Origin of the sequence: Ensifer sp. LBL, assembly GCF_050435225.1 — a bacterium.
In the GTDB taxonomy this organism is placed as follows: domain Bacteria; phylum Pseudomonadota; class Alphaproteobacteria; order Rhizobiales; family Rhizobiaceae; genus Ensifer.
Map to the genome: position 1 here is coordinate 526,309 of NZ_JBNDJY010000002.1, position 22,685 is coordinate 548,993.

The following is a 22,685-nucleotide window of genomic DNA, read 5'->3' on the forward strand; positions in this document are numbered from 1 at the left end:
CCATGGCAAACATCGTCTGCTCCAGCGTCGACAAGCAATATGGCGCCGTCAACGTCATCAAGGATTTCAACCTCGATGTCGCCGATCATGAATTCATCGTGTTTCTCGGTCCATCCGGCTGCGGCAAGTCCACGCTGCTACGCATGATTGCCGGCCTTGAGGATATCTCCGGCGGCATTGTCTCGATCGGCGGGCGGGCGGTCAACGACCTGCCGCCTCGCGACCGCGGCGTCGCCATGGTCTTCCAGAACTATGCGCTCTACCCACACATGACGATCTACGACAATATCGCTTTCGGGCTGAAGCGCATGAAGGTACCGAAGGCGGAGATCGATACGCGCATTCGCGCTGTATCGGCAACGCTTGGGCTGGTGCCCTATCTCTCCCGCAAGCCGACCGAACTTTCGGGTGGACAGCAGCAGCGTGTGGCCATCGCCCGCGCCATGATCAAGACGCCGCGCGTCTTCCTGTTCGACGAGCCGCTCTCCAATCTCGACGCGAAGCTGCGCAATCACATGCGGGTCGAGATCGCCCGGCTGCACCAGAAGCTGAAGACCACGACGATCTATGTGACCCACGACCAGTTGGAGGCGATGACACTTGCCGACCGGATCGTCCTGATGAAGGGTGGCGCGATCGAGCAGGTCGGAACGCCCGCCGAGATATACGAACGCCCGCGCACGCTCTTCGTCGCCGGCTTTATCGGCACACCCAACATGAATTTCATCGACGTGACGGCCGAAAAGACAGAAGGCGGCTGGCTATTGCGCAGTGCGGGCGGCAGCTTCGCGATCTCGGACGACAGGTTCGCGCTTCGCCATGGCCAGACGCTGGTGCTGGGCATACGTCCCGCCGACCTGGTGCCGGCGCAGAGCGGGCTCAATCGTGTCGAGGGCATCGCCGACCTGGTCGAGTTTCATGGCAACGACGCGCTCGTGACCTTCCTGTTTGCCGGCAAGGAAATCGGCGCACTGGTCAAGGCCAGCGGCTGCCCCAGACCGGGGGAAGCCGTATCCTTCACAATCGAGCCAAACGGCTTGCACCTGTTCGACCGGGAGAGCGGTCTCTCGGTGCTGAATATGTGAGCGGCAAGCAACAGCCCTGCCCCGACAGGACTGTTTGCCTTCAGGCCGCGTTGGTGAAAGAGGCAGCCGGGAGCGGCCCGGCGGTCATCATCGTAAAATCGAAGGGCGCGCGGACGTCGGCATCGAGCACGTATTGGCGATGCACACGCAGGAAGTCGCGCTTGATCCGGCCATAGCGCTCCGGCGACAGCATGTGCTTCAGCCGGATGAAGACGATGGGCGGCTGCGGAGCATCGTCGTGTCCGGCAAGCGCCACCACCTTGCACCTGTAGAAATTGATCGCATCCGTCAGGCACTGCACGTCGAACCAGAAGATATCCTTCACCCGGGCGATGGCACCGACACGCGCGCGCAGCACTTCTGCCGAGCGCAGCAAAGCGCATTGCAGGATCGCGCCGCCGAGCGTGACGAAGACGACACGTTTTCCCGCAAAGAGGTCCGGCTCCCGCTCCACCAGCGTGCCGATCACCTGGGTGGCGATGCTGGAGCCCATGCTGTGGGAGCTGATGACATATTCGTCGGCCGGCTCGCTGAGCGCTGTTCTGACGGATGCCAGATTGTCCTCAACCCATTGCTTGAAATAGGGTTTTTCCAGACGTGCGACGGCAACCGCCAGCTCCCAGTCGGAAAAGAGATGCAGAGTATGCCACCGCTCCGACCAGGGGAGAAACAGCTTGAAAAAGGCGAGATAGGCGACGATCACGCTTAGGACGAGAAGTGACGATTCAAGCGCAAGCCAATAGGGCGCGGTGCCGATCAACACGCTCCCCGCCACGCCGATTGCTACCAGCAGGAACGGAAAGAGAAAGAACAGGCCGAACCGCCAGGCATGCCGGAAGTAGCCGAACGCACCGCCTTCCCAGACGACGCGCAGGGCGCTCAGGTAGCCCGCGACCATTCTATGCAGCGTGCCCCGGCCGTTCAGGCGTCTGACGATTTCATCGTGATCGAAGATGTAGACGCGGCTGGCCGTCTGCCAGTCCGCACCCTGGCTGTCCACGTCGAAATAGCGGCCAGGTCCCTCGCTTTGCACCTGCCCGACCTGCACATCAAAATCCTGGAGTTTCGCGGTCTTGACCGCCGATCGCCTGTAGCGCGCCTGATGTTTGCCGGCATCCAGCGGCTCGAAGCCGGGAAAATGCAGCACGATGCGTTTCTTGACGTGCCCGGTCGATTTGTCGTGTGACAAGTGTTGATCTTTCAATAGGCGCAAAACGCCCGCCCCCGAGCCTCCGAAGAGGCGCAGGAGCGGGCGCTCGATGAGCGCCGGGTGGTCCCAGCCTGCCGGAGACGTCAACGATCTCGGTGTCGAGAATATGGCAAATGAAACGATGCAACGGTGTGCATGACAATTTCGATCGCAGGCCCCGCCTGACGACCTGGCTCACGCCCCAGACCGCCGCTCGGTAGGAAACGTTCGGCCGCGACCGCCAAGCGACGCCGCAAGGAGCCCGACTTTGGTCTTAAGGAAATCCGACGATTGTCCGGCCGTCGCCGGGGAAAGGTCTGGGAAAGCGTAAACGGCGCGGACGCGCGTTGACTGGCCATGCCGGCCATGAGCAAAGTCGAGAATGCCGGTATCCGCCGGAATGTACCCAACTATGCGTCTTGCCCAGTGCCAGAGGACTGAAATGCCCAGTTGCCGGATTTTTCTTGCTGCATTCTTCTGGCCCGCGGTCCTGTTGGTGACGACCCTTCCCTACAAGCTCGATCTGACCCGCGCGGGGCTCTCGATCACCGAGACGGCCGCCCTTGCCAAAAACGGCAACAATGGTGGCGGGAATGGTGGCAACGGTGGCGGCAATGGCGGTGGAAACGGCGGCGGCGGCGGCAATAACGGCAATGGCAATGGCGGTGGCAACGGCAATGGAAACGGGAATTCCAACGAAAACCGTTCCGGCGGGAACTCCAAGGCCTCCCGTGCCAGTGAAGACGACGAGGGCGACGGCGAAGCCGGTATCCGCCACAAGGGCGGCATAACCGAGCAGGTCAGAAAGGGGCGCTACATCATGAAGGATGCCCGCGGACGGACGATCATCAACCGGCGCGCGACATCAGCCGACAAGCAGCGCATGCAGACATTCGCGCACTAGCACGCCGATGATCCGCGCCGGTGCGGCCGCGGTTTCCGTCGGTCCCGGCAGCTAAAGCTCGCGCGCGTCGCGCAGAACCATCGCCGCTTCGGTGCGGTTGGCGACCCCCAGCTTCGTCATGATCTGCGTCATGTGATGCTTCACGGTCTTTTCCTGCAGGTCCAGCTCGATGGCGACGTGCTTGTTGCTCATGCCGGCCGCCACCAGTTGCAGGACCTCTTTTTCGCGCGGCGTCAGGCCTGCAACCAGGCTGGATTTTCCAGGCTGAGTCGGCGCTTTCGTCGACAAAAGCTTGGCCGACAGGGTCGGCGCCACGTAGCGCTCGCCCGAAGCGACAGTGCGAATGACCTCGGCGAGTGCCGATGCGCCGACGCCCTTCAGCACATAGCCGGTCGCACCGCGATCGAGCGCCGTGGTCACGTCGTCTCCGTCCTCGGATACCGTGAGCATGATGATCTTCTGCGCCGGAGCGACCTCCAGGATCGCCGGTATGGCGTCCAGCCCGCCGCCGGGCATCGAGATATCCATGAGCATCACGTCCGGTCCAAAGCTTCGCGCGATCTCGGTCGCGTCGTCCTTCGAGCTGCCCTCGGCGACGATCTCAAACCCCTCGATCTCCGACAGGCTCCGGGTCACGCCTTCTCGAAACAGAGGGTGGTCGTCGACCACGGCAACGCGTATCCTTGACGTCATGATTGTCAGATCTCCTTGACGCTGGTCGTCATGCGAACGGTTGTGCCAGTCGGCTCGACGATGAGCTCGAACGTTCCGCCGAGACTTTCGATCCGCTCGCGCAGACCGGCAAGACCAAGACTTGTGGGCGGAACTTTGTCGGGGTCAAATCCCGGCCCGCCATCGGCGACCTCAATGGTGACACGGTCGCCGACCGTCCGCTGCGACACCTGCTGCCTCACGCCGCCGGCGTGCCGATAGCCGTTGTTGAGGGCTTCCTGCACGAAGCGGTAGATGCAGATCTTTGCCGCCTGCGACAGACGGTCCGGCGGATCGGCAAGGATGAGTTCGACCGCCGACCCGGTGCGTTGCTGATGAGCCTTCACGCATCGCTGCAGGATCTCTGCCAGCCCGGCCGTCTCGATCTGCGGCAGAACCAGGCCGCCGCAGATCGTGCGGATTTCCTGCATCGCCTCGTCGAGGCTCGCCTTGATCGCGCCGATTTCGCGCGCACGGGTAGCCGCCGGCGTCGCGTCGCGCTTCAAGGTCTCGCTGCCCAGCCTCAGCGAAGCATAGGCGACGAGCTGGGCGGGGCCATCATGCAGATCCGCGCCGATGCGCCTCAGGTAGCTTTCGTTCAAGGCGGTGGCGCGCTGCGACGCGCGCTGCAGCCGGCCGCGCAACGTTTCGTTCTGCGCCAGCGATGCCGAAAGCTCGTCAACGCGCTGGGCGAGCGCATGCCGCTGGCTTTCGATCGTCTTGCTGCCGCGAAGCACGATCGCCGACAGTACGACGAAGAAGGCAAGGGTGAAGGCTGCGACCGCCAACCATGTGTGAGCGCGGGCCTGATTGAGGCTTTGCTCGAAATCATTGGCGACTTCGTGAAATTCCGAGACGGCGACCACCTGGCCGGACCAGGGCTGCAGCACGGGATTGTAGATGGCCAGCGCCGGCACCGCCGCCGTCTCGTCCGTCGTTCCATCCCCTGCCTGGTCAAAGCGGGCGACCATCTTTCCCGAAAATGCCGTCTGAAGTTCCTCGCTCGGCTCCACCTTGGTGCCGACGCCCGCCTGGTCGCTCGAATAGAGAAGCGTGCCATCCGCACGCCACAGGCGGAACGAGAGGAGGCGTTCACCGAGCGCCCCCTGGCCAAGCGTCTCGTCCAGCGCACGGGCGACCGTTTCGTCGAGCACCTCGTTCGTCTGCATGTCGGGCAGCAACGGCGCGATCACGCTGTCGACGTAGAGCGCCGTCGTTGCAGCGGAATTCCGGGTGACAGCGTCTTCAATCCTGTTCGAAACGAAGGCGCCGACCAGAACCATCGCGCAAGCGGCGACCGCGCCTCCGATCAGCAGAAACTGCGTGGCTAGAGATTGAGAATTCCAGCGGGTGATAAGGTGTTGGACGTGCACCAGGTCTCTCGGATCGGGCCGCCGGCTCGCGCGGCGCGCCGATTGTAGCAAGGCCGCGCCAACCTAACCACTCTCGCGGCAGGGTCAATGACAACGCCGGCTCCCCTCACCGCCTTCGGACCTTTGATGCCGCGGAATAGGACCTAAGTCCTAGGCACGGAGGCAATGGTCTGGGGCCGATGGCAGCTTCTCCGGGGCGCGGATATCGTCACTTGCAGCAAGGGTGTTCGCTGAGTCCGAAAAGGAACGGAGAACAACGGATTGGAAACATGGAGATTATCATGCCTGCGAAACTGATCGCCCGCAGCATCGTGGCACTGACGCTGGCCGTCGCCCCGATGGCTGCCGCTCCCCTGGGCCTGATCGATTCAGCCTACGCCAAAGGCGGCAATGGCGGCGGCGGCGGTGGAGGTAACGGTGGCGGCAATGGTGGTGGCGGCGGTAGCAGTGGTAGCAGCAGCAGTCACGGTAGCGGTTCCAGTCACGGCAAATCCGACGATTCCCGCGCAAGCAAGGGAACGAAAAGCGAGCGCTCGATTGAAAAGTCGCACCACAAATCCGAGAGCTCCGGCAGCAAATCCAAAGCGGCCAAATCGGTAAGGGTTGAAAAAGCCGCCAAGTCGGTCGCAATCGTATCGGACCCGGTGGTCGAACCGGTGACGCCGGGAGCGACGCCCGGCTTCCGTTCGCTCAATCGCAACTACCACGCCTATCTCAATTCGAATGACCCGAAGATGGCCGCCATTTCCGCCTATGCGGTCGCCTATGCACATTTCGAGGCCGAAAACGGCGTCGACGCCATCCCCGCGGATCCAGCACTGAGTGACGAGGCATTGCGCGAGGCTTTGGCCAGCTTCACCCGAGACGGCGTGGTAAGCGACGATATGGTCAACGAAGCCAAGGGGATTCTCGGCGTCGGCCCGGCCAACGGCAAGATCGACGAAATCCGCGAAACGCTGCCGCCGCCAACGGTGGTTGTCGTCGAGCCCGAGCCGGAAATAGCCCAATAGCCAGGAGTGAGCCGCCGGCCCATCCCTGGTGAGCCGGCGGTTGCAGCCGGAGCCGCGTCCAAGCCAATGGAGTTTAAATGCTTGATCGTGTTGTGGAAATTTTCGACCACGCAGCAAAAAAAGGGCGCGTCGGGTTTTCACTTCAACACGTCAATGCCGTAGCCGATGTCGGCACCGTACTCTATTCGGAGTGTCTGGGAAGGATCATCCGGCCGGACGGAGAGGTCATGACCGCCAGCGAGTTCGTACGCTATCTGGAGGCGGCCGGGCGCATCGCGGCGCTGGACAGGCACATGCTCACGCTTGCCTTCGACTGGTTGGCGCATCATCCCTCTGGTGACCTCGGCTGCAACATCTCAGTCGAGAGCATCTGTGACGAGCGCAACCGGACGCTCCTTCTCGATCTGCTGTCGACCCATCGGCGGCTGGCATCGCGCATCGTACTCGAACTCGCCGAAAGCCTACCGATCTCGGCGCTTCCGACGGCCGCACGCTTCGTGCGGAGCGTGCGTGACCTTGGCTATCGGATCGCCGTCGATGACTTCGGAACGGGTTTTTCGACACCGGAAGCACTTTTGTCCCTGCCGGTCGATATCGTGAAGATCGACGGTTTCTTCCTGCGGCTTGGACGCCCCGACGCGGAGCGGTTCCTCCTGCACATGGTAGGCCTGGCTTCCTGCGTCGCCCCCGTCGTCGTGGTCGAAGGCGTTGAAACCTATGCGCAATTCGAGGCCGCGCAAGGCGCCGGCGCAACGCATGTGCAAGGGTTCCTGCTCTCCGAGCCGACGCTTAGCCCGTTGTTTGGCGGTGAGATACACCCAGCGCATAGCGCGCTGCTTTGCTAGCGTCCCGCCAAGTCAAGCAGCGCACAACCCACCTCCCTTTATGCTTTCCTGATCTTTCCGTCCCGCCTTCCCAAGCGAAATCCTATGCCGATCCGCGCGATAGAAGCAGTTGAAGGCAATGAGCCGACAAGTCGTTTTGCCCCAGGTTAGCTGCCATGCTGGTGCCGCTTTTGAATGGCTTGAGACGTGCCGCGCCGCAACCCGGTGCCGCTGCATTCACCTTTCCTGCGATCGGCCGGATTTTCCGTTGGCGGCATGCCGCCCGGCTCCGGACGCGAGCAGAACAACGCAGACGCTTGCCGGCACCGGCTTTGCCGGATCCGAAAGCGTCTCAGACGAGCAAGATTATGAAATTCACAAACGGGTTCAAACTCTCCCGCAGAGCCAGCCGACGCCTGCCAACGGAATATTTCATGCTGGCGGGTGTCGCGTTCGAAGGCGCCGTCATCGGGTCTCTGGGCGGTTGCCCGATACAGGAGGCCGTGCGCGACGGAGATGGCCTGCTCTACCGCTTCGTTGGCGTCGCACCGCGCCTGGCGGGCGGCGGCTTTGACGTTCTGGCACTTCGCACGGGCGAATGGATCGTCAAGCCGGGCCTGGTTTACGCAGCGGATCCCAAGGCCACGCAAGCCCGTGACGCAGACCGCGCTGCCTAGGAAGCAAGCAGCGCTTTATCGGTCGAAGCGATATCCGTTGCGCGGTCGCCAGCTTCGTCGGGGCGGCTTTCGCGAGCTTCGCCGCGGCCCTGCAATGCCCCTGTAATCTTGGCGCTTTAGCTCCCGGTCAGTCGTCGCATCGATCCGGACCGCAGTCGGTCCGGACAGGCGGCACGTCAACGACAACTGCTGGCTTCGCGCGTCCCGTGGACGAGCGGCGCTGCAGGAAAACCGGGATCCGCCATGCTCTCCACAAAGGGGTTTCGCACCCTCGCCTGCTTCGCCGCCGCCGCTCTGTTGGCCGGCTGTGCATCCGATACGATGAAGACCTATATCGGCCAACCGGTCGAATCCGTCATCATCGACTATGGCCCACCCACCAACATTCTCGATCTTGGCTGGAACGAGCGCGCCTATCAATGGCGCAAGATCTCGACAAATGTCGTCTCCGGCTCGTCGAGCGGCGAAATCAGGGACACCCGCCGCGGAATGCGCTACGAGGAATATTCGACACCGGGTTATGTCGAGGAGCAGGAGTGCTTCTATAGCTTCTACGCCCGGATGCAGCAGGGCCGCTGGTACATCACCAACTTCCGCCAGCCGAAGCTGGAATGCGAATGACGCCGCGGGCAAGTGACGTGACGGATCGGCGCCCCGCATAGGTGCGGGCACAGGGGGGAAACTCGCATGCGCATCTTGCTGCTGGAAGACGAGCCGGAGATGGCCTCGGCCCTCAAGGCTGCCCTGGCGCGGCGCCAGGTGATCGTCGATCATGTCTCGACGCTCGCCGACGCCGAGGCCGTTGCCGAGCTCTGGCCCTATGACGTGGTCGTGCTTGACCGCCGGGTGCCCGATGGCGAGGGGCTGGATCTCATTCCGAAGCTCAGAAGCCTCGGCGTCGAGGCGCCGATCCTGATGCTGACCGCGCTCGGATCGATCAACGACCGGGTCAGCGGTCTCGATGCCGGCGCCGACGATTACCTTTCCAAGCCCTTTGCCGTCGAGGAACTGATGGCGCGGCTGCGCGCGCTTGCCCGCCGGCCGGTCACGCTCAAATCGGAGCAAACGAAAGTCGGGCGGCTCATCTACGACTTCCGCCACCGGGAGGCTGCCGTGGACGACAAGCCGCTCGACCTCCTGCGCCGGGAACGGCTTGCGCTCGAAGCGCTGATGCGTCGGCCCGGCCGAACCGTGCTCAGGGCGACGCTTGAGGAATCGGTCTACGCCATGGAAGACGAGATCGAATCCAACGCGCTCGACTCCCATCTTTCGCGCCTGCGCCGCAAGCTCGACGATGTCGGCGCCGGCGTCGAAATCCGGGCGATCCGCAACCTCGGCTATCTCCTGCGCGCGACGACATGATCAAGGTTCGTCCGCGCTCGCTGCAATGGGTCCTCGTCCGTCGGCTTATCCTCCTGCAGGCGGCCACGTTGGTCGTCTTCATCGGGCTCCTCTTCCTGGGCGTGTTCATCGCCCAGCCACGCCTCCTCGTCGACAACGAAGCCGCTGTGGATGTGCTCGACCGCGCCGTCGGGCGCGACGCGAACGGCCTGCTGACCGTGCACGAGACGGAGGACCTGCGGGAGCTTCGCCAGTCCTATCCCAATCTCTGGTACATCGTCCGCGACGCCGCCGGCCAGGTCGTGCGCTACGGAAACGTCCCTGCCCCCTATGAGGGAGCCGGTGACGACCTGCTGCAACGTGTGGAGGGAGCGAAACTGCTTTTCGAAGAGGGCGGCACGCTGCCGGACGCGGTCCTCCACAATGTCGAGACAGAAGCCGGCCGGGCCCAGATCCTCACCGCAACCGTTTCTTCCCGCCGCGACAACGAACCGTTGGACGTGCAGATCAGCATCAATGTCGACATGGCGCGCGACCTCGACGGTAAGACGGCCTGGATGGCGGTCATGCCGACACTTGTCCTCGTCGTCCTTTGCTTCCTTTTGCCGATCATCCTGGTCATGGGTGTCTCCACCCTGCTGACGACGCCGGCCGTCGTGCGCCGCTCGCTCGCAAGCCTCGTTTCGACCGCCGACCAGGCGGGGCGCATCGACATCGACAACCGCGCTGTGCAGCTCGAAACCGAGGAAGTGCCGACCGAAATCGCCCCTCTGGTGCGGGCCTTCAACCGGGCCCTGGCGCGGCTTGGAGAAGGATACGACCAGCGCAACCGTTTCCTGACCGACGCGGCCCACGAGTTGCGCACCCCGATCGCGATCCTGCGAACCCGCGCCGAGCTTCTGCAGGAAGACCCCGAAACGACGCGCCTCAGGCTCGACATCGAACGCCTGTCACATCTCGCGCAGCAACTTCTCGACCGGCAGGTCCTCGAACATGCCGGCGGCCCGCTCGAAGCGGTCGACCTCGTCGCTCTCGGGAGGGTCATGGCTGCCGACTTCGCGCCGCTTGCGTTCGAAGCCGGCTACGAGCTGGCATTCGAAGGCGAAGCGCCGGTCGCCCTGGTCCGCGCCCGCCCGCGGCAGATCGAGCAGGCCGTGGCCAACCTCCTGCGCAACGCCATCGAACATGGCGGCGGTGCCGGCACGATCACCGTGCTGGTCGATGCCGCCGGCGGGCTCGAAATCCATGACGAAGGTGCCGGCATTCCGGTGGAGGAACGCGAGCGCGTCTTCGAACCTTTCTATCGCTTGCGCCCGCGCTCCACCGGCGCCGGCCTCGGGCTCAATCTCGCGCGGGAGATCGCTCGGCTCCACGGCGGCCGTATCGACATTCTCTCCGGTCCATGGCGCGGCGCGCGGGTGCGCCTGCAATTGCCGCTGATGGACGGAAATCGGTCTGCGGCCGCGCCGGCACGTCCAATCGTCTGACGGAAGCGGGCGGCATGTCGCCCCAGATTTCTCAAAAGCTTTTCAGGTTGCCCCTTATCAAGGCGCTGCCGATGCTCCACATTTGCTGCGATACATCGTTCGGCTTACGCGGCTTCACCCGTTTGAGCGTCATGGAGAACAGCAATGCAGACCCCATCTGAGGCCCCCTCGCCTTCACCCGAGGATGGCAGCTGGCCGGCTCGACGCCAAAGCGTGCTCGACTGGCTGATCATCGAAACGCGCAACGAGCGCTTCATCGACAACATCCTCGTCGAGTTGGGCGAACGGCTGCAGGCAGCCGGTGTTCCCGTCGCGCGCGCCACCTTGCACTTCCGCATCAACCATCCGCAATGGCTGGGCGCCCGCATTCTCTGGCGCAAGGGACTGGCCGAGGGCGAAATCGATCTCTACGATTATGGCACCCAGAACACCGCTCTCTACCTCAACAGCCCGCTCTACGTGATCAACAACGGGGGCACCGAGGTTCGGACCAACCTTGAGGACCTGACGGAAGAGCAGGAGCAGAGCTCGCTTTATGTGGACCTCAGAGCGGAAGGCCTGACCGAATACATCGCCTGGCCACTCGAGCACACGCTCGGCAAACGCCACATCGTCACCTTTGCCACCGACCGGAAGGGCGGCTTCGAAGACGAGCATCTGGCCTTCCTCGCGAAAATGGTGCCGGCGCTGGCGCTGGTCAGTGAAATCCGGCTGAAGAACCGCTTCGTCCGAACGCTGCTCGAAACCTATGTCGGCCCGCACGCCAGCGAACAGATCCTTGCCGGGGCCACGACACGGGGCAGCGGGGTCACCGTCGGCGCCGCCATCCTCATCTGCGACCTGCGTAATTTCACCAAGCTTTCCGATCTCTGGCCACGCGACGACGTGATCGAACTTCTCAACGCCTATTTCGACGCCATGTCGGAACCGATCGAGCGCCACGGCGGTGAGATCCTCAAATTCATGGGCGACGGGCTGCTGGCGATCTTTCCGTTAAGCAACCCTGACGCCGCCGAGAACCTGCTCCAGGCGATCCGGGAGGCGGAAGCAGCCATTGTCGTCCTCAACCAGGACAACCTCGCGAAGGGTCGCGAGCCGTTCGGCTACGGGATCGGCGTGCATGTCGGCGACGTGATGTACGGTAACATCGGCTCGCGCCGCCGGCTCGACTTCACGGTCATCGGACCCGCCGTCAACATCGCGTCGAGGCTTGAGAGCCTGACCAAGGAAACAAAGCGCCCGGTGCTGCTGTCGCGCGCCTTCGTCGAACTCGCCGGGTGCGCCTCGAGCATGGAGCATCTCGGCGCCTATCCCGTCAGGGGGATCGGCGAACCGATCGAGGTCTTCGCTTTTTCCGGCAACGGACCATCGCCGAGGCTGCGCGTCGCCGCGGGATAGCTGGCGCTATTGCTACCCCGGCCTCACGAGTTGTCCGCGGACAACCGGTGAGGCCGGTTAGCCGATCGGGCTCGGCGCGAATTGAGCAACGAGTTCGTGGCGGTCGCCGGGATAGGTGAGCCTTACATGCGTGACCGGCGCCCGTCCGCTCCAGGTGCGCCGCTCGATGACGAGGCAGGCGGTGCCGGTGGTGATGTCGAGCGCCTGCGCTGCCGATTTACTGGCCGCCACGGCGCGAATACGGTGTTCGGCCGTGCTCCACGGCACCTTGCCGAGCAGCCACGAACCGGGCGCTGCAGTCTCGAACGTTTCCTCTTCCGCCTCCGGAACCGCAGAAAGGCTGATCAACCGCTCCTCGAAGCAAAAGGGACGTGAGCCGGCAAAATGCCGGCACGTTACGTCCAGCAGCTTGCCCGAACTCGGGAGATCCAGGCGTTCCCGATCCCGGCCCTCGACCTTGCGCACTTTTCGCTCATCGACGCGGAAGCTGTAATCGAGCCCCAGCGACTGGACTTCGAGTTTGACGTCGTGGATCTCCATGACGGCGGACTGGACCTGCGGGAATGTAACGTAGCTTCCCGACTTGCGCCGCCGCTCAATCAGCCCGCGCTTGACGAGTTCCGTCAGGGCCTTGTTCACCGTCATGCGCGAGCAGTCGTATTGCTCGGTCAGTTCGTGCTCGAACGGGATGCGGTGTCCGGGCGGCCACTCCCCGGAAAGGATGCGCCCTTCGACGTCACCGAGTATGCGCTGATGCAGCGACAGCACCTGCCCCTGATTGTCGGCCGTATCGCCAGGCGGAGCACTTGAAACGGATCGATCTTGCTTGGTGTCCATGACAGCGAACTTAATCAATTCGCAGCCACGAAACAGCCCTTCTCTCTCCGATTTGCGCTTTTCCACGACCGCGGAAATCGGCTTGCCCGTTGACAGCTGTCAACGGCTTGACCGGCGCAGTCTGGCGCCACGCCGATGCTCCTCAGTAAAGGAGGTGCCAGGGCGTCAAGAAAGCACGCGCCCATTCCTGATTACGATCGGACTCTTCGCACGCCGCCGTGTCGAGCGTCGTGGAAGCGACATCCACTTCCGGCTGTCGCTTTGCCTTCATCGCCTTCGGCAAAGGCGGGGGCGGCTCGAGATAGCCAAGGGTCATTCCGCCGAGATAGAACATCAGGAAGCTCCGTGCATCCAATCGCCAACTGAACACAATCCTGACACAATCAGATCGGCTGTCAATAGTCTATTAAATCTATGCTCTAATTGAAGATACACCCGCATCCCCGAACAGGAGTTGTCCGCGGACAACCGGACTGCGCCGTGGGCCCCCTTCCCGCCACCAGGGCCGGACATCCGCCAAAACGCTATGCATTTGTAAAACCGCGCCGAATCGGAGCATAGTGCATCTGCGCATATTGTCCGGATATGACGATTTTTGCGCAGTTTTCGGGGATATCAATGTTGCAGCAAAAAATTCAAAGCCAGGACGCACAGGAGCATCTGCCGACGCTTCTGGCTGCCGACGCTTTGGAGCTTGCCCATCAGCTGCAGCAGCACCAAAAGAAAATCTTCCCCCCGCAGGCACAAAAGCGGATGCGTCTCTTTAGCCCTGCCGAAGCCGCAGCCTTCATCGGAATCGGCGAAGGCTATCTGCGGCAGGTGGCCTCAGAGGGCCACGGCCCAGCGCCCTTGTCAAACGGTCGGCGCATGTATGCCGTTTCCGACATCGAACGCATTCGCCGCGTTCTCGACGACGGCGGCAAGTCGGGCAAATATGTCCCGCACCGGCGCGGCGATGAAAAGCTGCAGGTCCTGTCTGTGATGAATTTCAAGGGCGGGTCGGCAAAGACGACGACCTCCGCCCACCTCGCCCAATATCTGGCGCTTCGCGGCTATAGAACACTCGCGATCGACCTCGATCCGCAGGCCTCGCTATCCGCCCTCTTCGGCCACCAGCCGGAGCTGGATGTCGGCGAAGGCGAGACGCTCTATGGCGCAATCCGCTATGACGCCCCGCGGCCGATCGCCGATATCGTGCGGTCGACCTACACAGCCAATCTGCATCTCATTCCCGGCAATCTCGAACTCATGGAATTCGAGCACGAGACGCCGAAGGCGATGATGACGGGCGGGGCTGCCGAAACCCTTTTCTTTGCCCGTATCGGCGACGTGCTCGCCGATATCGAGAGCTTCTACGACATCGTCGTCATCGACTGCCCGCCGCAGCTCGGCTTCCTCACCATGTCGGCCCTCTGTGCTGCGACCTCCGTGCTGATCACCGTGCATCCGCAGATGCTCGACGTCATGTCGATGTCGCAGTTCCTGTCGATGACGAGCGAGCTGATGAGCGTCGTCGAAAAGGCCGGTGGCCGCACCAGCTATGACTGGATGCGCTATCTCGGAACACGGTTCGAGCCCAACGACGGCCCGCAAAGCCAGATGACCGGTTTCATGCGCGCCATTTTCGGCAATCGCATGCTGCAGAACGCCATGGTGAAGTCGACAGCCATCTCCGACGCCGGCGTGACGAAGCAAACGCTCTACGAAGTCGAGCGCGCGCAGTTTGTCCGCGGCACCTACGACCGCGCCATGGACTCTCTCAACCTCGTCAACGGCGAGATTGAGGACCTGGTCCGCAAGGTCTGGGGGAGGAAGTAATCCATGGCCCGCAAGAACCTGATCGGAATATCGGACGAGCGCATCGACGATGCCAACGGAGCACCGGGCAATGACCGACCGATCGCCGGGCTGATGGCCGGAGCCCGCCCCCCGACCGCGGTCGGAGGCATCACCCGGTCCCTGTCGAACATCACCCAGAAAGTCGAGCGTGCCCAGGAGCTCGAGCGGCAGCTCGCCGAAGGGCAAGCGGTCGTCGAACTCGATCCGTCGCTCATCGATGCATCCTTCATCGTCGATCGCCTCGGGATCGCCGCCGAAGCCCAATTGAGCCTCGCTGAACAGATGCGCGAGCACGGACAACAGGTGCCGATCCTGGTTCGGCCGCACCCGACCGCCGAGGGGCGCTACCAGGTCGCCTATGGCCATCGCCGTCTGGCTGCTGCCCGCGACATCGGCAGCAGTGTTCGCGCGGTCGTTCGCAATCTCAATGACGAGCAACTGGTCGTCTCCCAGGGACAGGAAAACAACACCCGTTCCGACCTCTCCTTCATCGAGCGGTCGCTCTTTGGCAGTCGCCTTGAAGATCGCGGGTTTTCGCGCGAGATCATCATGTCGGCGCTGGGTGTCGACAAAGCCGCCCTGTCGAAGATGATTTCGGTTGTTCGCCGGCTACCGATTGCGCTGATCGAGGCCATCGGGCCCGCGCCATCGATTGGACGGCGCCGTTGGTTCGAACTCGCTGACCTCGTCGCGCAAGACGGCAAGCAGAGGGCCGCAGACGACTTCATGCAAAGCCGAGAATTCCAGAAGGCTGGCAGCGATCAGCGCTTCGACGCCTTGTGTACTTTCTTAAGCGCCTCCAGGGCGCGTGCCCGGCCGATCCCATGGCTAGCGCCAAATAACACAACCCCGGTGCGGATCCGTGAAACGGACAGCGAGACAACGCTTGCCTTCAACAGCAAGACGGCACCGGGCTTTGCAGATTTCGTGAGGCAGAGGCTCAAATCTCTGTACCTCGAATATCAAGAGGAAACAGGAGACTAACTGAGCAAAAGAAAAAGGCTTCCGAACGACTAGCGCTGCGGAAACCCTTCTCTCGTGTAGCAACTAGAGAATCCCATTTCCGCGAATCGGTGTCAAGAGTTTTCAACGTCGTTTCGGCGAACGGATTTCTTTTGCCTTGGAAAAGGTGAAGAAAAATGGATCGTGGGATTGTCACGACGCCCTTCGGGCGGCGGTCGATGACGCTTGGGATGTTGGCACATCAACTTTCCAGCGCCTCGGCCGTCGACGACGGGAGCGTCGACAAGTGGAAATTGTTTCGAACGATATGTGCCGCCAAGACAAGTCTTGGGGTTTCCGACCGTTCGCTCGCGGTGCTGAATGCACTGCTGTCGTTTTATCCGAAGACCGAACTCGACCCGGCTGCCGGCCTCGTCGTGTTTCCGTCGAATGCGCAGCTTTCGCTCCGCACGCACGGCATGGCCGAAACGACGCTGAGGCGGCATCTGACGGCTCTTGTCGAGGCTGGCCTTATCCTCAGGCGCGACAGCCCAAACGGCAAGCGTTATGCACGCCGTGACCGCAAGGGCGCGATCGGCCAGGCCTTTGGCTTCGATCTCGCACCGATGCTCGCACGCGCGTCTGAGTTCACGGCAGAGGCCGCCCGGCTGGAAGCGGACCGTCGATACCTGCAGGTAATGCGCGAACGTCTCAGCCTTTGCCGGCGCGACGTCGTCAAGCTTGTCGAGCTCCTGCGCCAGTCCGATGTTCCCCAAGCGGAAGAAGCCGAAACCCGGTGCCAGGCCATCTACACGGCACTGTCGCGCAAGCCGCTCATCACCGAAGTGGAGCGCGCGCTTGCCGTTTTGTCGGCACTCCGCGACAATCTGACTAATTATCTGGAAAACCTGCTGAAAACGCAGAATACGGCTGCCAATGAACGCCAGGATGAGCGGCACATACAGAATTCAGAATCCGATTATCATTCTGAATCTGAAATCGCTTGTGAAAGGGCTGAAGCGGCATTTTCGGATCTGGCTGACACCAAGACGTCAGGCACCGCCGATGCCGACATTGTTGCAGGCCGTACAAGGTCGTCCGCTCCTTCCCGCCTTCACGATCACGTCGGCACGCTGCCGGTGGTGCTGAAGGCATGCCCACAGATCCGCGACTATGGCCCGACGGGGCAAATTGGCAGCTGGCGGGACATGTTCGTAGCGGCAACCGTCGTCAGGACGATGCTCGGGGTCAGCCCGGAGGCCTACGATGAGGCATGCGCGGTGCTTGGTCCCGAAACGACGGCAACGGTACTCGCCTGCCTTCTCGAACGGTCCGAGCACATTCATTCGGCCGGAGGCTACCTCCGTGACCTGACGCGTCGCGCGAGAAGCCAGACATTCACCGTCTCGGCGATGCTATCGGCCCGCTTGCGAGCCCAGGCTGGAGTGGTTGCCATGAGCGGATGAACAGCAAAGCGGCATGGGCCGTTCAGCAACGGTGTGGCTTGTCTGTGACGGTGAAATGCGGGACACTGGAGCTGCAGGGATTCGTTGACATCTCTCGGTTATTCTTACCTCTGAGATCGTTTTCAGCCTCTCGCCATTCCTCAGAAAACATTGCTGTTTCTCTTTCTTTTGGAAAGGAAGAGGGCGTTTTGTTCCGTTGCGCGGATATGCCGTCCAAGGGTTGAGTTTTCTTGATCTCGAGGCGAAGGATTGAACCTCTTCGGCGATCCTTACTACAGCCAGATCTAGCGGCAGAATCCAAACTGTTTAGGTGGCAAATGAGCGGGCTGTTGCCAGCTGTCAACAGGTTGACGGTTTGGAGCTGCGCCCCCTCCCCTCAAAACGCTGAGCCGCGAAAGGCAACGTACGGCGTACAAGCTTCAGACAGGCGGATCCCGTTGCCGCGTGATTGCGAAACACGAGCATGACCGGAGGAGACAGCGAGTATGGTACGCGAAGAACGAGGAGACCAACGCTGTTGACAGCTGTCAACGCAATGCACCACGACAAGCCAATTCCCATCCGAATACCGATGCTCCCGCCGTCGAGCTACCGCAATCAGTTGGCGCAGCTTGCCGTCTTCAAGCGGTGGAGAAAGCGTCTCCTGCCTGTTGGGGGAAACCATTCTCGTGTTACGGTCCACATCCGCAGCAACCGTTTACATTCAAAATGCGATACCAGTCTCCCGATCCCTACCATTCAACCCTCATCCCGCTGATGATTTCGGCCGAAGATGCCTTGGCGCGCCTGGATGAGCGCACCAACCGTCATGTCGTCGAGGACGGATACCGCGAACGCGGCCATTTCTTCGATGCGACGGCAGCGCTGTGGGTGGCGGGCGAACTCGTTCACGTCGAGGATCTTGTGCTGCACGATGCCCACATGGACGTCCGTACGCCGACCCACGAATTGACCATCGCCCACTCGGTCCTGAGAACCCGCCGACGCATTTGGCTCGGCGAGCCTGGTTGGGCCCTTTCCGCCCCGGGGCTTGCAACGCTCAGGGGCGAACAGAGCGCGTCATCGGAGCTTGATGCTCTCGCGCTTGGCCGCGGCGAAACGCGTCAGGCAGCAGGTGTCGACCGTGAACCGGCGCGCGAGGTTGAGGACGAAGGCGACAGCAATCCGATGGCAGCCGAGTTCGCAGCGATCGATGCGGCTATCGCTCGCTCGCAACGCCTGCTCGACGCCCATGACCAGGATGCTTTGGACGTCGCCGAACGGACGACGCTTGCCACAGCGCGCGAGCCGGTGGGACAGCTCGGCCTGCTCTTCGACGAGGATTGGGACGAGGATGCACGTCTCGACGAATGGCGTCAGATGATAGCTGCGGCTGATCAGTTGCCACCCTGTCTTGGCGCCGCCTTGCTTTTCGATGCCTGGGACCGGAAGGAACCCCTGCGTCGTCAGCATTGGCTGGGGGCACTGTTGGTCGGCGCTTACCTGCGCTCCAGAGGCAAGGTCACCTCCCACCTGCTATCGTTCAACACAGGGCTTAAGACCATCCGCTATGAGCGACGGAGGTCCCAGGATGGCGTGACCCGTTGGAGCGCGTTCCTGGAGGCGATGACGGTGGCGGCGGATCTCGGTCTCAAGGAACTCGACCGGCTGTCGCTCGCGAAGACCCAGATGGACATGCGCATCCGCGATCGTCGTTCCAACAGCAGCCTGCCCGCCTTGATCGACCTGGTTCTGTCGCGGCCGATCGTTTCGGCGGCTCTGGTCGCCAAGCATGTCGGCGTAACACCGCGTGGCGCGCTGAACCTTGTTCGCGAGCTTGGCATCCGCGAGATGACCGGCCGCGGGCGCTACCGCGGCTGGGGCGTGCTTTGAGCCGGCGTCAGGCCTGAAAGCTTGATGCCGGGATGGGTGGCGTCAGCCCATCGTGATCAGGATCAGCAGAACGAAGATTACCGGCACCAGTGTCAGGGCCGGAATGATGATTGCCGGGTATCCGAAGGTGAGGATGGCGAGCAGCCAGAGCAGCGCACAGTTGACGAGAAACAGCACCTTGGCGGTCTGTGAACCTTGCACGGCTTCCTTCAGCATCCAGCCGAACACCGGCACGTGGTAGACAAGTCTCGCAATCATGGTTTTTCCTTTGCGTAGGTGGCCGCATTGGGGGGACAGGCGGCGCGGGTTTTATTCAGGGGCGTGTCGTGTCGCCGGTCCGTTGGCGGGTGAAACCAGCGGTCGCTTCGAGGCGTTCGGGATCAAGGACGCGCATTGTCTTCGGGTGGCTGAAGTCGATCAGGCCTTCGCGCTTGAAGCGATTGAGACAGCGGCTCACCGTTTCGACGGTAAGACCGAGCCAGTCCGCAAGGTCGGCGCGGGTCAGGTGCAGGTGGAAGCTCAACCGGGCAGGGGCGCCGTTGCGGCCGGTCCGGTTGAACAGGCGCGACAGTTCCACCAATGCACTGGCGACTTTCTCGCTGGCGGTCTTGCGGCCAAGCAGCGTGGCATGAATCTGCATCCGATGAAGCGTCGTCTTCAGCTCGCTCGCAACGGCCGGATTGGTTGCGTTGAGATCCGCATCACCCAAGGGTTCGATACGGGCGATGCTCAGCGTTTCGGCGGTGGCGATGTTGCGGCCGTCGATGGTGAAGCCGAAGAGCCGGCCCGGTCCGAGCACGTCGGTGATCTGTCGGCGACCATCGTCGAGGAGTTGCGAAAGCACGACGCAGCCGTCAACGACACGGTAGAGCGCGCGGTTGCGCCCGCCCTCATAGAGCAGGGTCAGGTTTTCGCCGACGACACGGCTGCGCGATGCCGGGCGAGGCGGCCTTATCGAGGACGCGCGGGGAGGAGCCGCTGGCGCGGCAGTGGTGATCAGGGTTTCTGGCATGAAAAACGTCCGCATAACCGAGGCAAGGGGGCGTGACGCCCCGATGCCGACCGGCGTCGAAGGAGGATGTTGACAGCTGTCAACGGAGGTCAAAGCCGGATGACGACCTGCGGTGGGCCTCGTGGACGGGCATTGGGAGCGTGAACTTGCGGCGTCGGTTGAACTGCCGACACCCGGATTGCAGGCGTGCGGCTTCCCTCCAGACGTTCGCTGAGAGAACCGTCCTGCGGCGCCAGCAGCGCCCAGAAGAACCGACAGGCGCTGCAGACATGTTTATGACCGGGCTGCTCCTTGCCGTCATCACCCAAACCGGTCTGGCAAAAGTCGGGCAAGGATCCGTCGGGCAGGGCATAAAGCGCCAGTTCCGCCGCCGGGAGGCGCGCGGCGAGCGCAGGGCCGAGATGGGCAAAACCAAGCAGGAACAGAGCCGCGGCGCAAAGCATGCGCACGGCATTGTTCCATCTGGCTTTCTCGCGACGTGTCATCGCCCCGGCTCGTTCCTGTTTCTATGGGGCAGAGATAGGCGACCGGCTTGATAAAGCTCAATGTGGCAAACCGCGCAGGGGCAGAATGCCGCAGGCAGCAAAACGCCGCGCATCCGATTGGAGGCGCGGCGATTAAAGTATTGAATTATATAACTATTGTCGCAAAATTGGCGGGCAGGATCAATCCTCCTCGACAAAGACCTCCTGGCGCTTGGCCTTCACGCTGGGCAGGAACACGACGACGAGCACCAGAGCCGCAATCAGAAGCAGGATGGCGCTGATCGGCCGGGTGACGAAGGTCGTCGGGTCGCCGCGCGACAGGATCATGGCCCGACGAAGGTTTTCTTCGAGCAGTGGGCCGAGCACGAAGCCGAGCAGCAGCGGCGCCGGTTCGCAGCGCAGCTTCAGCAGCAGGTAGCCGACCAGGCCGAAGAAGGCGACAGCATAGAGGTCGTAGACGTTGGAGTTGACGCTGTAGACCCCGATCGAGCAGAAGGCCATGATGATCGGGAACAAGACGTAGTAGGGGATCTTGAGCAGCTTCACCCAAAGCCCGATCAACGGAAGGTTCAGAACCACCAGCATCAGGTTGCCGATCCACATCGAGGCGATGATACCCCAGAAGAGGGCCGGCTGCTCGGTGGCAACGTTCGGTCCGGGCACGATGCCCTGGATGATCATCGCACCGATCATCAGCGCCATGACCGGGTTGGCGGGGATGCCGAGGGTCAGGAGCGGAATGAACGACGTCTGCGCGCCGGCGTTGTTGGCGCTTTCCGGACCGGCAACGCCGGCGATGGCGCCGTGGCCGAACTCCTCGGGATGGTCCGAGACGCGTTTCTCCACGGTGTAGGACGCAAAGGCGGCGAGGATCGCGCCGCCGCCGGGCAGGATGCCGAGCGCCGAGCCGATGATGGTACCGCGCACGACGGGCGCGAACATGCGCTTGAAATCGTCCTTGGTCGGCACCAGGTCCGTGACCTTGGCCATCAGCACCTCGCGGGTGCTTTCGTTTTCAAGGTTGCGCAGGATCTCGGCGATCCCGAAGACGCCGACGGCGAGGGCCACGAAGTTCAGTCCGTCGGCATATTCCCGGATGCCGAGGGTAAAGCGCGGCGTGCCGGAGTAGATATCCGTGCCGACAAGCCCAAGCAAAAGGCCGAGGGCGACCATGGCCAGCGCCTTGACGATCGACCCGTGCGCGAGCGCGATCGACGAGACGAGACCGACGATCATCAGCGAAAAGTACTCGGCGGCGCCGAACTGCAGCGCGATTTCCGTCAGTGGTGGTGCGAAGACCGCGACCAGGAACGTGGAGACGGTGCCGGCGAAGAATGAGCCAAGGGCTGCGATCGCAAGGGCCGCGCCCGCTCGCCCTTTGCGGGCCATCTGGTAGCCGTCGATCGCAGTGACGGCCGACGAGGATTCGCCCGGCATGTTGATCAGGATTGCCGTGGTCGAACCGCCATATTGCGCGCCGTAGTAGATACCGGCGAGCATGATCAGCGAGGAAACCGGCTCGAGCTGGAAGGTGATCGGCAGGAGCATGGCGATGGTTGCGGTGGCGCCGATGCCGGGAAGCACGCCGATCAGGGTGCCGAGAAGCACGCCGATCAGGCAGAAGAGCAGGTTGGCGGGCGAACCGGCGGTCACAAAGCCGAGCGCGAGATTGTTGAAAAGTTCCATTGCGCGTCTCCTAGAACTGGACCCAGGGGCCGAAGCGCTGGAAGGGCAGGCCGAGACCATAGCTGAACACGGCGACGGAGAAGGCCGTGAGCACTGCGGAGAGCGCCAAAGCCATGAGCGGGGTCATGCGGCCAGAGGCAAAGCAGGCAATGAGTGCCGTGAAGAACAGCGACGGCACGAAGCCGAGGCCGCGGACCGTGAGGCCGAAGAAGACCGGTGCCGGCAAGATGAAGAGCATGCCACGCAGCGCGATCGCGCCGATCGGTTCCCCCTGGACGCGGGTGGACTGTACGAGGATCACGATGCCAAGCAGCGTCAGGATGATCGCGAGCACGAGCGGGAAATAGCCGGGCCCCATGCGGAAGGCCGTGCCGAGCTCGAGGTTGAAGGCCTGCCAGGCGAAGAACAGGCCGACCGCGGTCAGGATCCCGCCGCAGAGCGCATTGGTGCTATCGAAGGAGAGTGATTTCATCGTGTCCCCATTTGTTTTCGCGGGGTAGCCGGGCCGAGGCGTCGACGGCCTCCCGCATTGGCATTGCCGGCTCGC

General features: G+C 62.6%; 23 protein-coding genes. 13 read left to right on the plus strand and 10 right to left on the minus strand.

Annotated features, from left to right (window positions below):
• The first annotated feature begins 2 nt into the window (after positions 1-2).
• Positions 3-1,085 carry an ABC transporter ATP-binding protein gene (locus tag OKW20_RS09695; RefSeq protein WP_429171807.1) on the plus strand — a complete coding sequence of 361 codons (1,083 nt, stop codon included), beginning with the start codon at positions 3-5 and terminating at the stop codon, positions 1,083-1,085.
• A gap of 40 nt (positions 1,086-1,125) precedes the next feature.
• Here the strand turns inward: OKW20_RS09695 and OKW20_RS09700 are convergent, their stop codons facing one another.
• The gene (locus OKW20_RS09700; protein ID WP_429171808.1) at positions 1,126-2,274 is read right to left on the minus strand and encodes a hypothetical protein; all 1,149 of its coding nucleotides are present in this window, start codon (positions 2,272-2,274) and stop codon (positions 1,126-1,128) included.
• 442 nt (positions 2,275-2,716) lie between these two features.
• Here OKW20_RS09700 and OKW20_RS09705 point away from each other — a divergent pair, with 442 nt between their 5' ends.
• The gene (locus OKW20_RS09705; RefSeq protein WP_429172323.1) at positions 2,717-3,178 is read left to right on the plus strand and encodes a hypothetical protein; all 462 of its coding nucleotides are present in this window, start codon (positions 2,717-2,719) and stop codon (positions 3,176-3,178) included.
• 51 nt (positions 3,179-3,229) lie between these two features.
• Here OKW20_RS09705 and OKW20_RS09710 read toward each other — a convergent pair whose 3' ends face one another.
• A complete protein-coding gene (locus OKW20_RS09710; RefSeq protein WP_429171810.1) occupies positions 3,230-3,871 on the minus strand; it encodes a response regulator in 642 nt (213 codons plus the stop codon).
• A gap of 5 nt (positions 3,872-3,876) precedes the next feature.
• Positions 3,877-5,172 (minus strand): sensor histidine kinase, encoded by a 1,296-nt coding sequence (locus OKW20_RS09715; RefSeq protein ID WP_429171812.1) that lies wholly within the window; start codon positions 5,170-5,172, stop codon positions 3,877-3,879.
• Positions 5,173-5,441: 269 nt separating this feature from the next.
• On the opposite strand from OKW20_RS09715, the gene OKW20_RS09720 reads away from it, so the two are divergent.
• From OKW20_RS09720 to OKW20_RS09750, 7 genes are all read left to right on the plus strand, one after another.
• Positions 5,442-6,272 carry a hypothetical protein gene (locus OKW20_RS09720; RefSeq protein WP_429171814.1) on the plus strand — a complete coding sequence of 277 codons (831 nt, stop codon included), beginning with the start codon at positions 5,442-5,444 and terminating at the stop codon, positions 6,270-6,272.
• A gap of 77 nt (positions 6,273-6,349) precedes the next feature.
• Complete coding sequence (locus OKW20_RS09725) at positions 6,350-7,117, plus strand: EAL domain-containing protein (protein ID WP_429171815.1); 768 nt, start codon at positions 6,350-6,352, stop codon at positions 7,115-7,117.
• 413 nt (positions 7,118-7,530) lie between these two features.
• On the plus strand, positions 7,531-7,773 hold the full coding sequence (locus OKW20_RS09730; RefSeq protein WP_429171817.1) for a hypothetical protein: 243 nt from the start codon (positions 7,531-7,533) through the stop codon (positions 7,771-7,773).
• Positions 7,774-8,016: 243 nt separating this feature from the next.
• Positions 8,017-8,394: a hypothetical protein gene (locus OKW20_RS09735; RefSeq protein ID WP_429171819.1), complete on the plus strand. Its 378-nt coding sequence runs from the start codon at positions 8,017-8,019 to the stop codon at positions 8,392-8,394.
• A gap of 66 nt (positions 8,395-8,460) precedes the next feature.
• On the plus strand, positions 8,461-9,135 hold the full coding sequence (locus OKW20_RS09740) for a response regulator transcription factor (RefSeq protein ID WP_034787757.1): 675 nt from the start codon (positions 8,461-8,463) through the stop codon (positions 9,133-9,135).
• Positions 9,132-10,601, plus strand: coding sequence for a sensor histidine kinase (locus OKW20_RS09745; protein ID WP_429171821.1), 1,470 nt, complete (start codon positions 9,132-9,134; stop codon positions 10,599-10,601). Before OKW20_RS09740 ends, OKW20_RS09745 begins: the two co-directional genes overlap by 4 nt.
• A 144-nt stretch (positions 10,602-10,745) precedes the next feature.
• Positions 10,746-11,999, plus strand: coding sequence for an adenylate/guanylate cyclase domain-containing protein (locus OKW20_RS09750; protein WP_429171823.1), 1,254 nt, complete (start codon positions 10,746-10,748; stop codon positions 11,997-11,999).
• Between the two features lie 57 nt (positions 12,000-12,056).
• Here OKW20_RS09750 and hutC read toward each other — a convergent pair whose 3' ends face one another.
• On the minus strand, positions 12,057-12,836 hold the full coding sequence (gene hutC / locus OKW20_RS09755; protein ID WP_429172325.1) for a histidine utilization repressor: 780 nt from the start codon (positions 12,834-12,836) through the stop codon (positions 12,057-12,059).
• Between the two features lie 142 nt (positions 12,837-12,978).
• Positions 12,979-13,170: a hypothetical protein gene (locus OKW20_RS09760; protein WP_429171825.1), complete on the minus strand. Its 192-nt coding sequence runs from the start codon at positions 13,168-13,170 to the stop codon at positions 12,979-12,981.
• Positions 13,171-13,457: 287 nt separating this feature from the next.
• On the opposite strand from OKW20_RS09760, the gene repA reads away from it, so the two are divergent.
• The 4 genes from repA to OKW20_RS09780 all read left to right on the plus strand — a co-directional run bounded on the left by repA (position 13,458) and on the right by OKW20_RS09780 (position 18,955).
• Positions 13,458-14,654, plus strand: a complete 1,197-nt coding sequence (repA, locus tag OKW20_RS09765; protein WP_429172327.1) for a plasmid partitioning protein RepA — start codon at positions 13,458-13,460, stop codon at positions 14,652-14,654.
• A gap of 3 nt (positions 14,655-14,657) precedes the next feature.
• Positions 14,658-15,659 (plus strand): plasmid partitioning protein RepB, encoded by a 1,002-nt coding sequence (repB, locus tag OKW20_RS09770; protein ID WP_429171827.1) that lies wholly within the window; start codon positions 14,658-14,660, stop codon positions 15,657-15,659.
• A gap of 155 nt (positions 15,660-15,814) precedes the next feature.
• A complete protein-coding gene (gene repC, locus OKW20_RS09775) occupies positions 15,815-17,083 on the plus strand; it encodes a plasmid replication protein RepC (RefSeq protein ID WP_429171829.1) in 1,269 nt (422 codons plus the stop codon).
• A 708-nt stretch (positions 17,084-17,791) separates the two neighbouring features.
• Positions 17,792-18,955 carry an RHE_PE00001 family protein gene (locus OKW20_RS09780; protein ID WP_429118839.1) on the plus strand — a complete coding sequence of 388 codons (1,164 nt, stop codon included), beginning with the start codon at positions 17,792-17,794 and terminating at the stop codon, positions 18,953-18,955.
• A gap of 42 nt (positions 18,956-18,997) precedes the next feature.
• Here the strand turns inward: OKW20_RS09780 and OKW20_RS09785 are convergent, their stop codons facing one another.
• From OKW20_RS09785 to OKW20_RS09805, 5 genes are all read right to left on the minus strand, one after another.
• Positions 18,998-19,213 (minus strand): hypothetical protein, encoded by a 216-nt coding sequence (locus OKW20_RS09785; protein ID WP_043615210.1) that lies wholly within the window; start codon positions 19,211-19,213, stop codon positions 18,998-19,000.
• A gap of 55 nt (positions 19,214-19,268) precedes the next feature.
• Positions 19,269-19,967, minus strand: a complete 699-nt coding sequence (locus tag OKW20_RS09790) for a helix-turn-helix domain-containing protein (RefSeq protein WP_429118842.1) — start codon at positions 19,965-19,967, stop codon at positions 19,269-19,271.
• Between the two features lie 89 nt (positions 19,968-20,056).
• Positions 20,057-20,452 (minus strand): hypothetical protein, encoded by a 396-nt coding sequence (locus OKW20_RS09795; RefSeq protein ID WP_429171831.1) that lies wholly within the window; start codon positions 20,450-20,452, stop codon positions 20,057-20,059.
• A 180-nt stretch (positions 20,453-20,632) separates the two neighbouring features.
• Complete coding sequence (locus OKW20_RS09800) at positions 20,633-22,138, minus strand: tripartite tricarboxylate transporter permease (protein ID WP_429171833.1); 1,506 nt, start codon at positions 22,136-22,138, stop codon at positions 20,633-20,635.
• A 10-nt stretch (positions 22,139-22,148) separates the two neighbouring features.
• Positions 22,149-22,610 carry a tripartite tricarboxylate transporter TctB family protein gene (locus tag OKW20_RS09805; RefSeq protein WP_043615217.1) on the minus strand — a complete coding sequence of 154 codons (462 nt, stop codon included), beginning with the start codon at positions 22,608-22,610 and terminating at the stop codon, positions 22,149-22,151.
• Positions 22,611-22,685: the final 75 nt, after the last annotated feature.

What these genes read in the sequence shown, in the direction of transcription:
- OKW20_RS09695 (WP_429171807.1), top strand. Translation starts at nt 3, where the DNA reads ATGGCAAACATCGTCTGCTCCAGCGTCGACAAGCAATATGGCGCCGTC.
- OKW20_RS09705 (WP_429172323.1), top strand. Translation starts at nt 2,717, where the DNA reads ATGCCCAGTTGCCGGATTTTTCTTGCTGCATTCTTCTGGCCCGCGGTC.
- OKW20_RS09710 (WP_429171810.1), bottom strand. Translation starts at nt 3,871, where the DNA reads ATGACGTCAAGGATACGCGTTGCCGTGGTCGACGACCACCCTCTGTTT.
- OKW20_RS09715 (WP_429171812.1), bottom strand. Translation starts at nt 5,172, where the DNA reads ATGGTTCTGGTCGGCGCCTTCGTTTCGAACAGGATTGAAGACGCTGTC.
- OKW20_RS09720 (WP_429171814.1), top strand. Translation starts at nt 5,442, where the DNA reads ATGGCAGCTTCTCCGGGGCGCGGATATCGTCACTTGCAGCAAGGGTGT.
- OKW20_RS09725 (WP_429171815.1), top strand. Translation starts at nt 6,350, where the DNA reads ATGCTTGATCGTGTTGTGGAAATTTTCGACCACGCAGCAAAAAAAGGG.
- OKW20_RS09730 (WP_429171817.1), top strand. Translation starts at nt 7,531, where the DNA reads ATGCTGGCGGGTGTCGCGTTCGAAGGCGCCGTCATCGGGTCTCTGGGC.
- OKW20_RS09735 (WP_429171819.1), top strand. Translation starts at nt 8,017, where the DNA reads ATGCTCTCCACAAAGGGGTTTCGCACCCTCGCCTGCTTCGCCGCCGCC.
- OKW20_RS09740 (WP_034787757.1), top strand. Translation starts at nt 8,461, where the DNA reads ATGCGCATCTTGCTGCTGGAAGACGAGCCGGAGATGGCCTCGGCCCTC.
- OKW20_RS09745 (WP_429171821.1), top strand. Translation starts at nt 9,132, where the DNA reads ATGATCAAGGTTCGTCCGCGCTCGCTGCAATGGGTCCTCGTCCGTCGG.
- OKW20_RS09750 (WP_429171823.1), top strand. Translation starts at nt 10,746, where the DNA reads ATGCAGACCCCATCTGAGGCCCCCTCGCCTTCACCCGAGGATGGCAGC.
- hutC (WP_429172325.1), bottom strand. Translation starts at nt 12,836, where the DNA reads ATGGACACCAAGCAAGATCGATCCGTTTCAAGTGCTCCGCCTGGCGAT.
- OKW20_RS09760 (WP_429171825.1), bottom strand. Translation starts at nt 13,170, where the DNA reads ATGTTCTATCTCGGCGGAATGACCCTTGGCTATCTCGAGCCGCCCCCG.
- repB (WP_429171827.1), top strand. Translation starts at nt 14,658, where the DNA reads ATGGCCCGCAAGAACCTGATCGGAATATCGGACGAGCGCATCGACGAT.
- repC (WP_429171829.1), top strand. Translation starts at nt 15,815, where the DNA reads ATGGATCGTGGGATTGTCACGACGCCCTTCGGGCGGCGGTCGATGACG.
- OKW20_RS09780 (WP_429118839.1), top strand. Translation starts at nt 17,792, where the DNA reads ATGCGATACCAGTCTCCCGATCCCTACCATTCAACCCTCATCCCGCTG.
- OKW20_RS09785 (WP_043615210.1), bottom strand. Translation starts at nt 19,213, where the DNA reads ATGATTGCGAGACTTGTCTACCACGTGCCGGTGTTCGGCTGGATGCTG.
- OKW20_RS09790 (WP_429118842.1), bottom strand. Translation starts at nt 19,967, where the DNA reads ATGCCAGAAACCCTGATCACCACTGCCGCGCCAGCGGCTCCTCCCCGC.
- OKW20_RS09795 (WP_429171831.1), bottom strand. Translation starts at nt 20,452, where the DNA reads ATGACACGTCGCGAGAAAGCCAGATGGAACAATGCCGTGCGCATGCTT.
- OKW20_RS09800 (WP_429171833.1), bottom strand. Translation starts at nt 22,138, where the DNA reads ATGGAACTTTTCAACAATCTCGCGCTCGGCTTTGTGACCGCCGGTTCG.
- OKW20_RS09805 (WP_043615217.1), bottom strand. Translation starts at nt 22,610, where the DNA reads ATGAAATCACTCTCCTTCGATAGCACCAATGCGCTCTGCGGCGGGATC.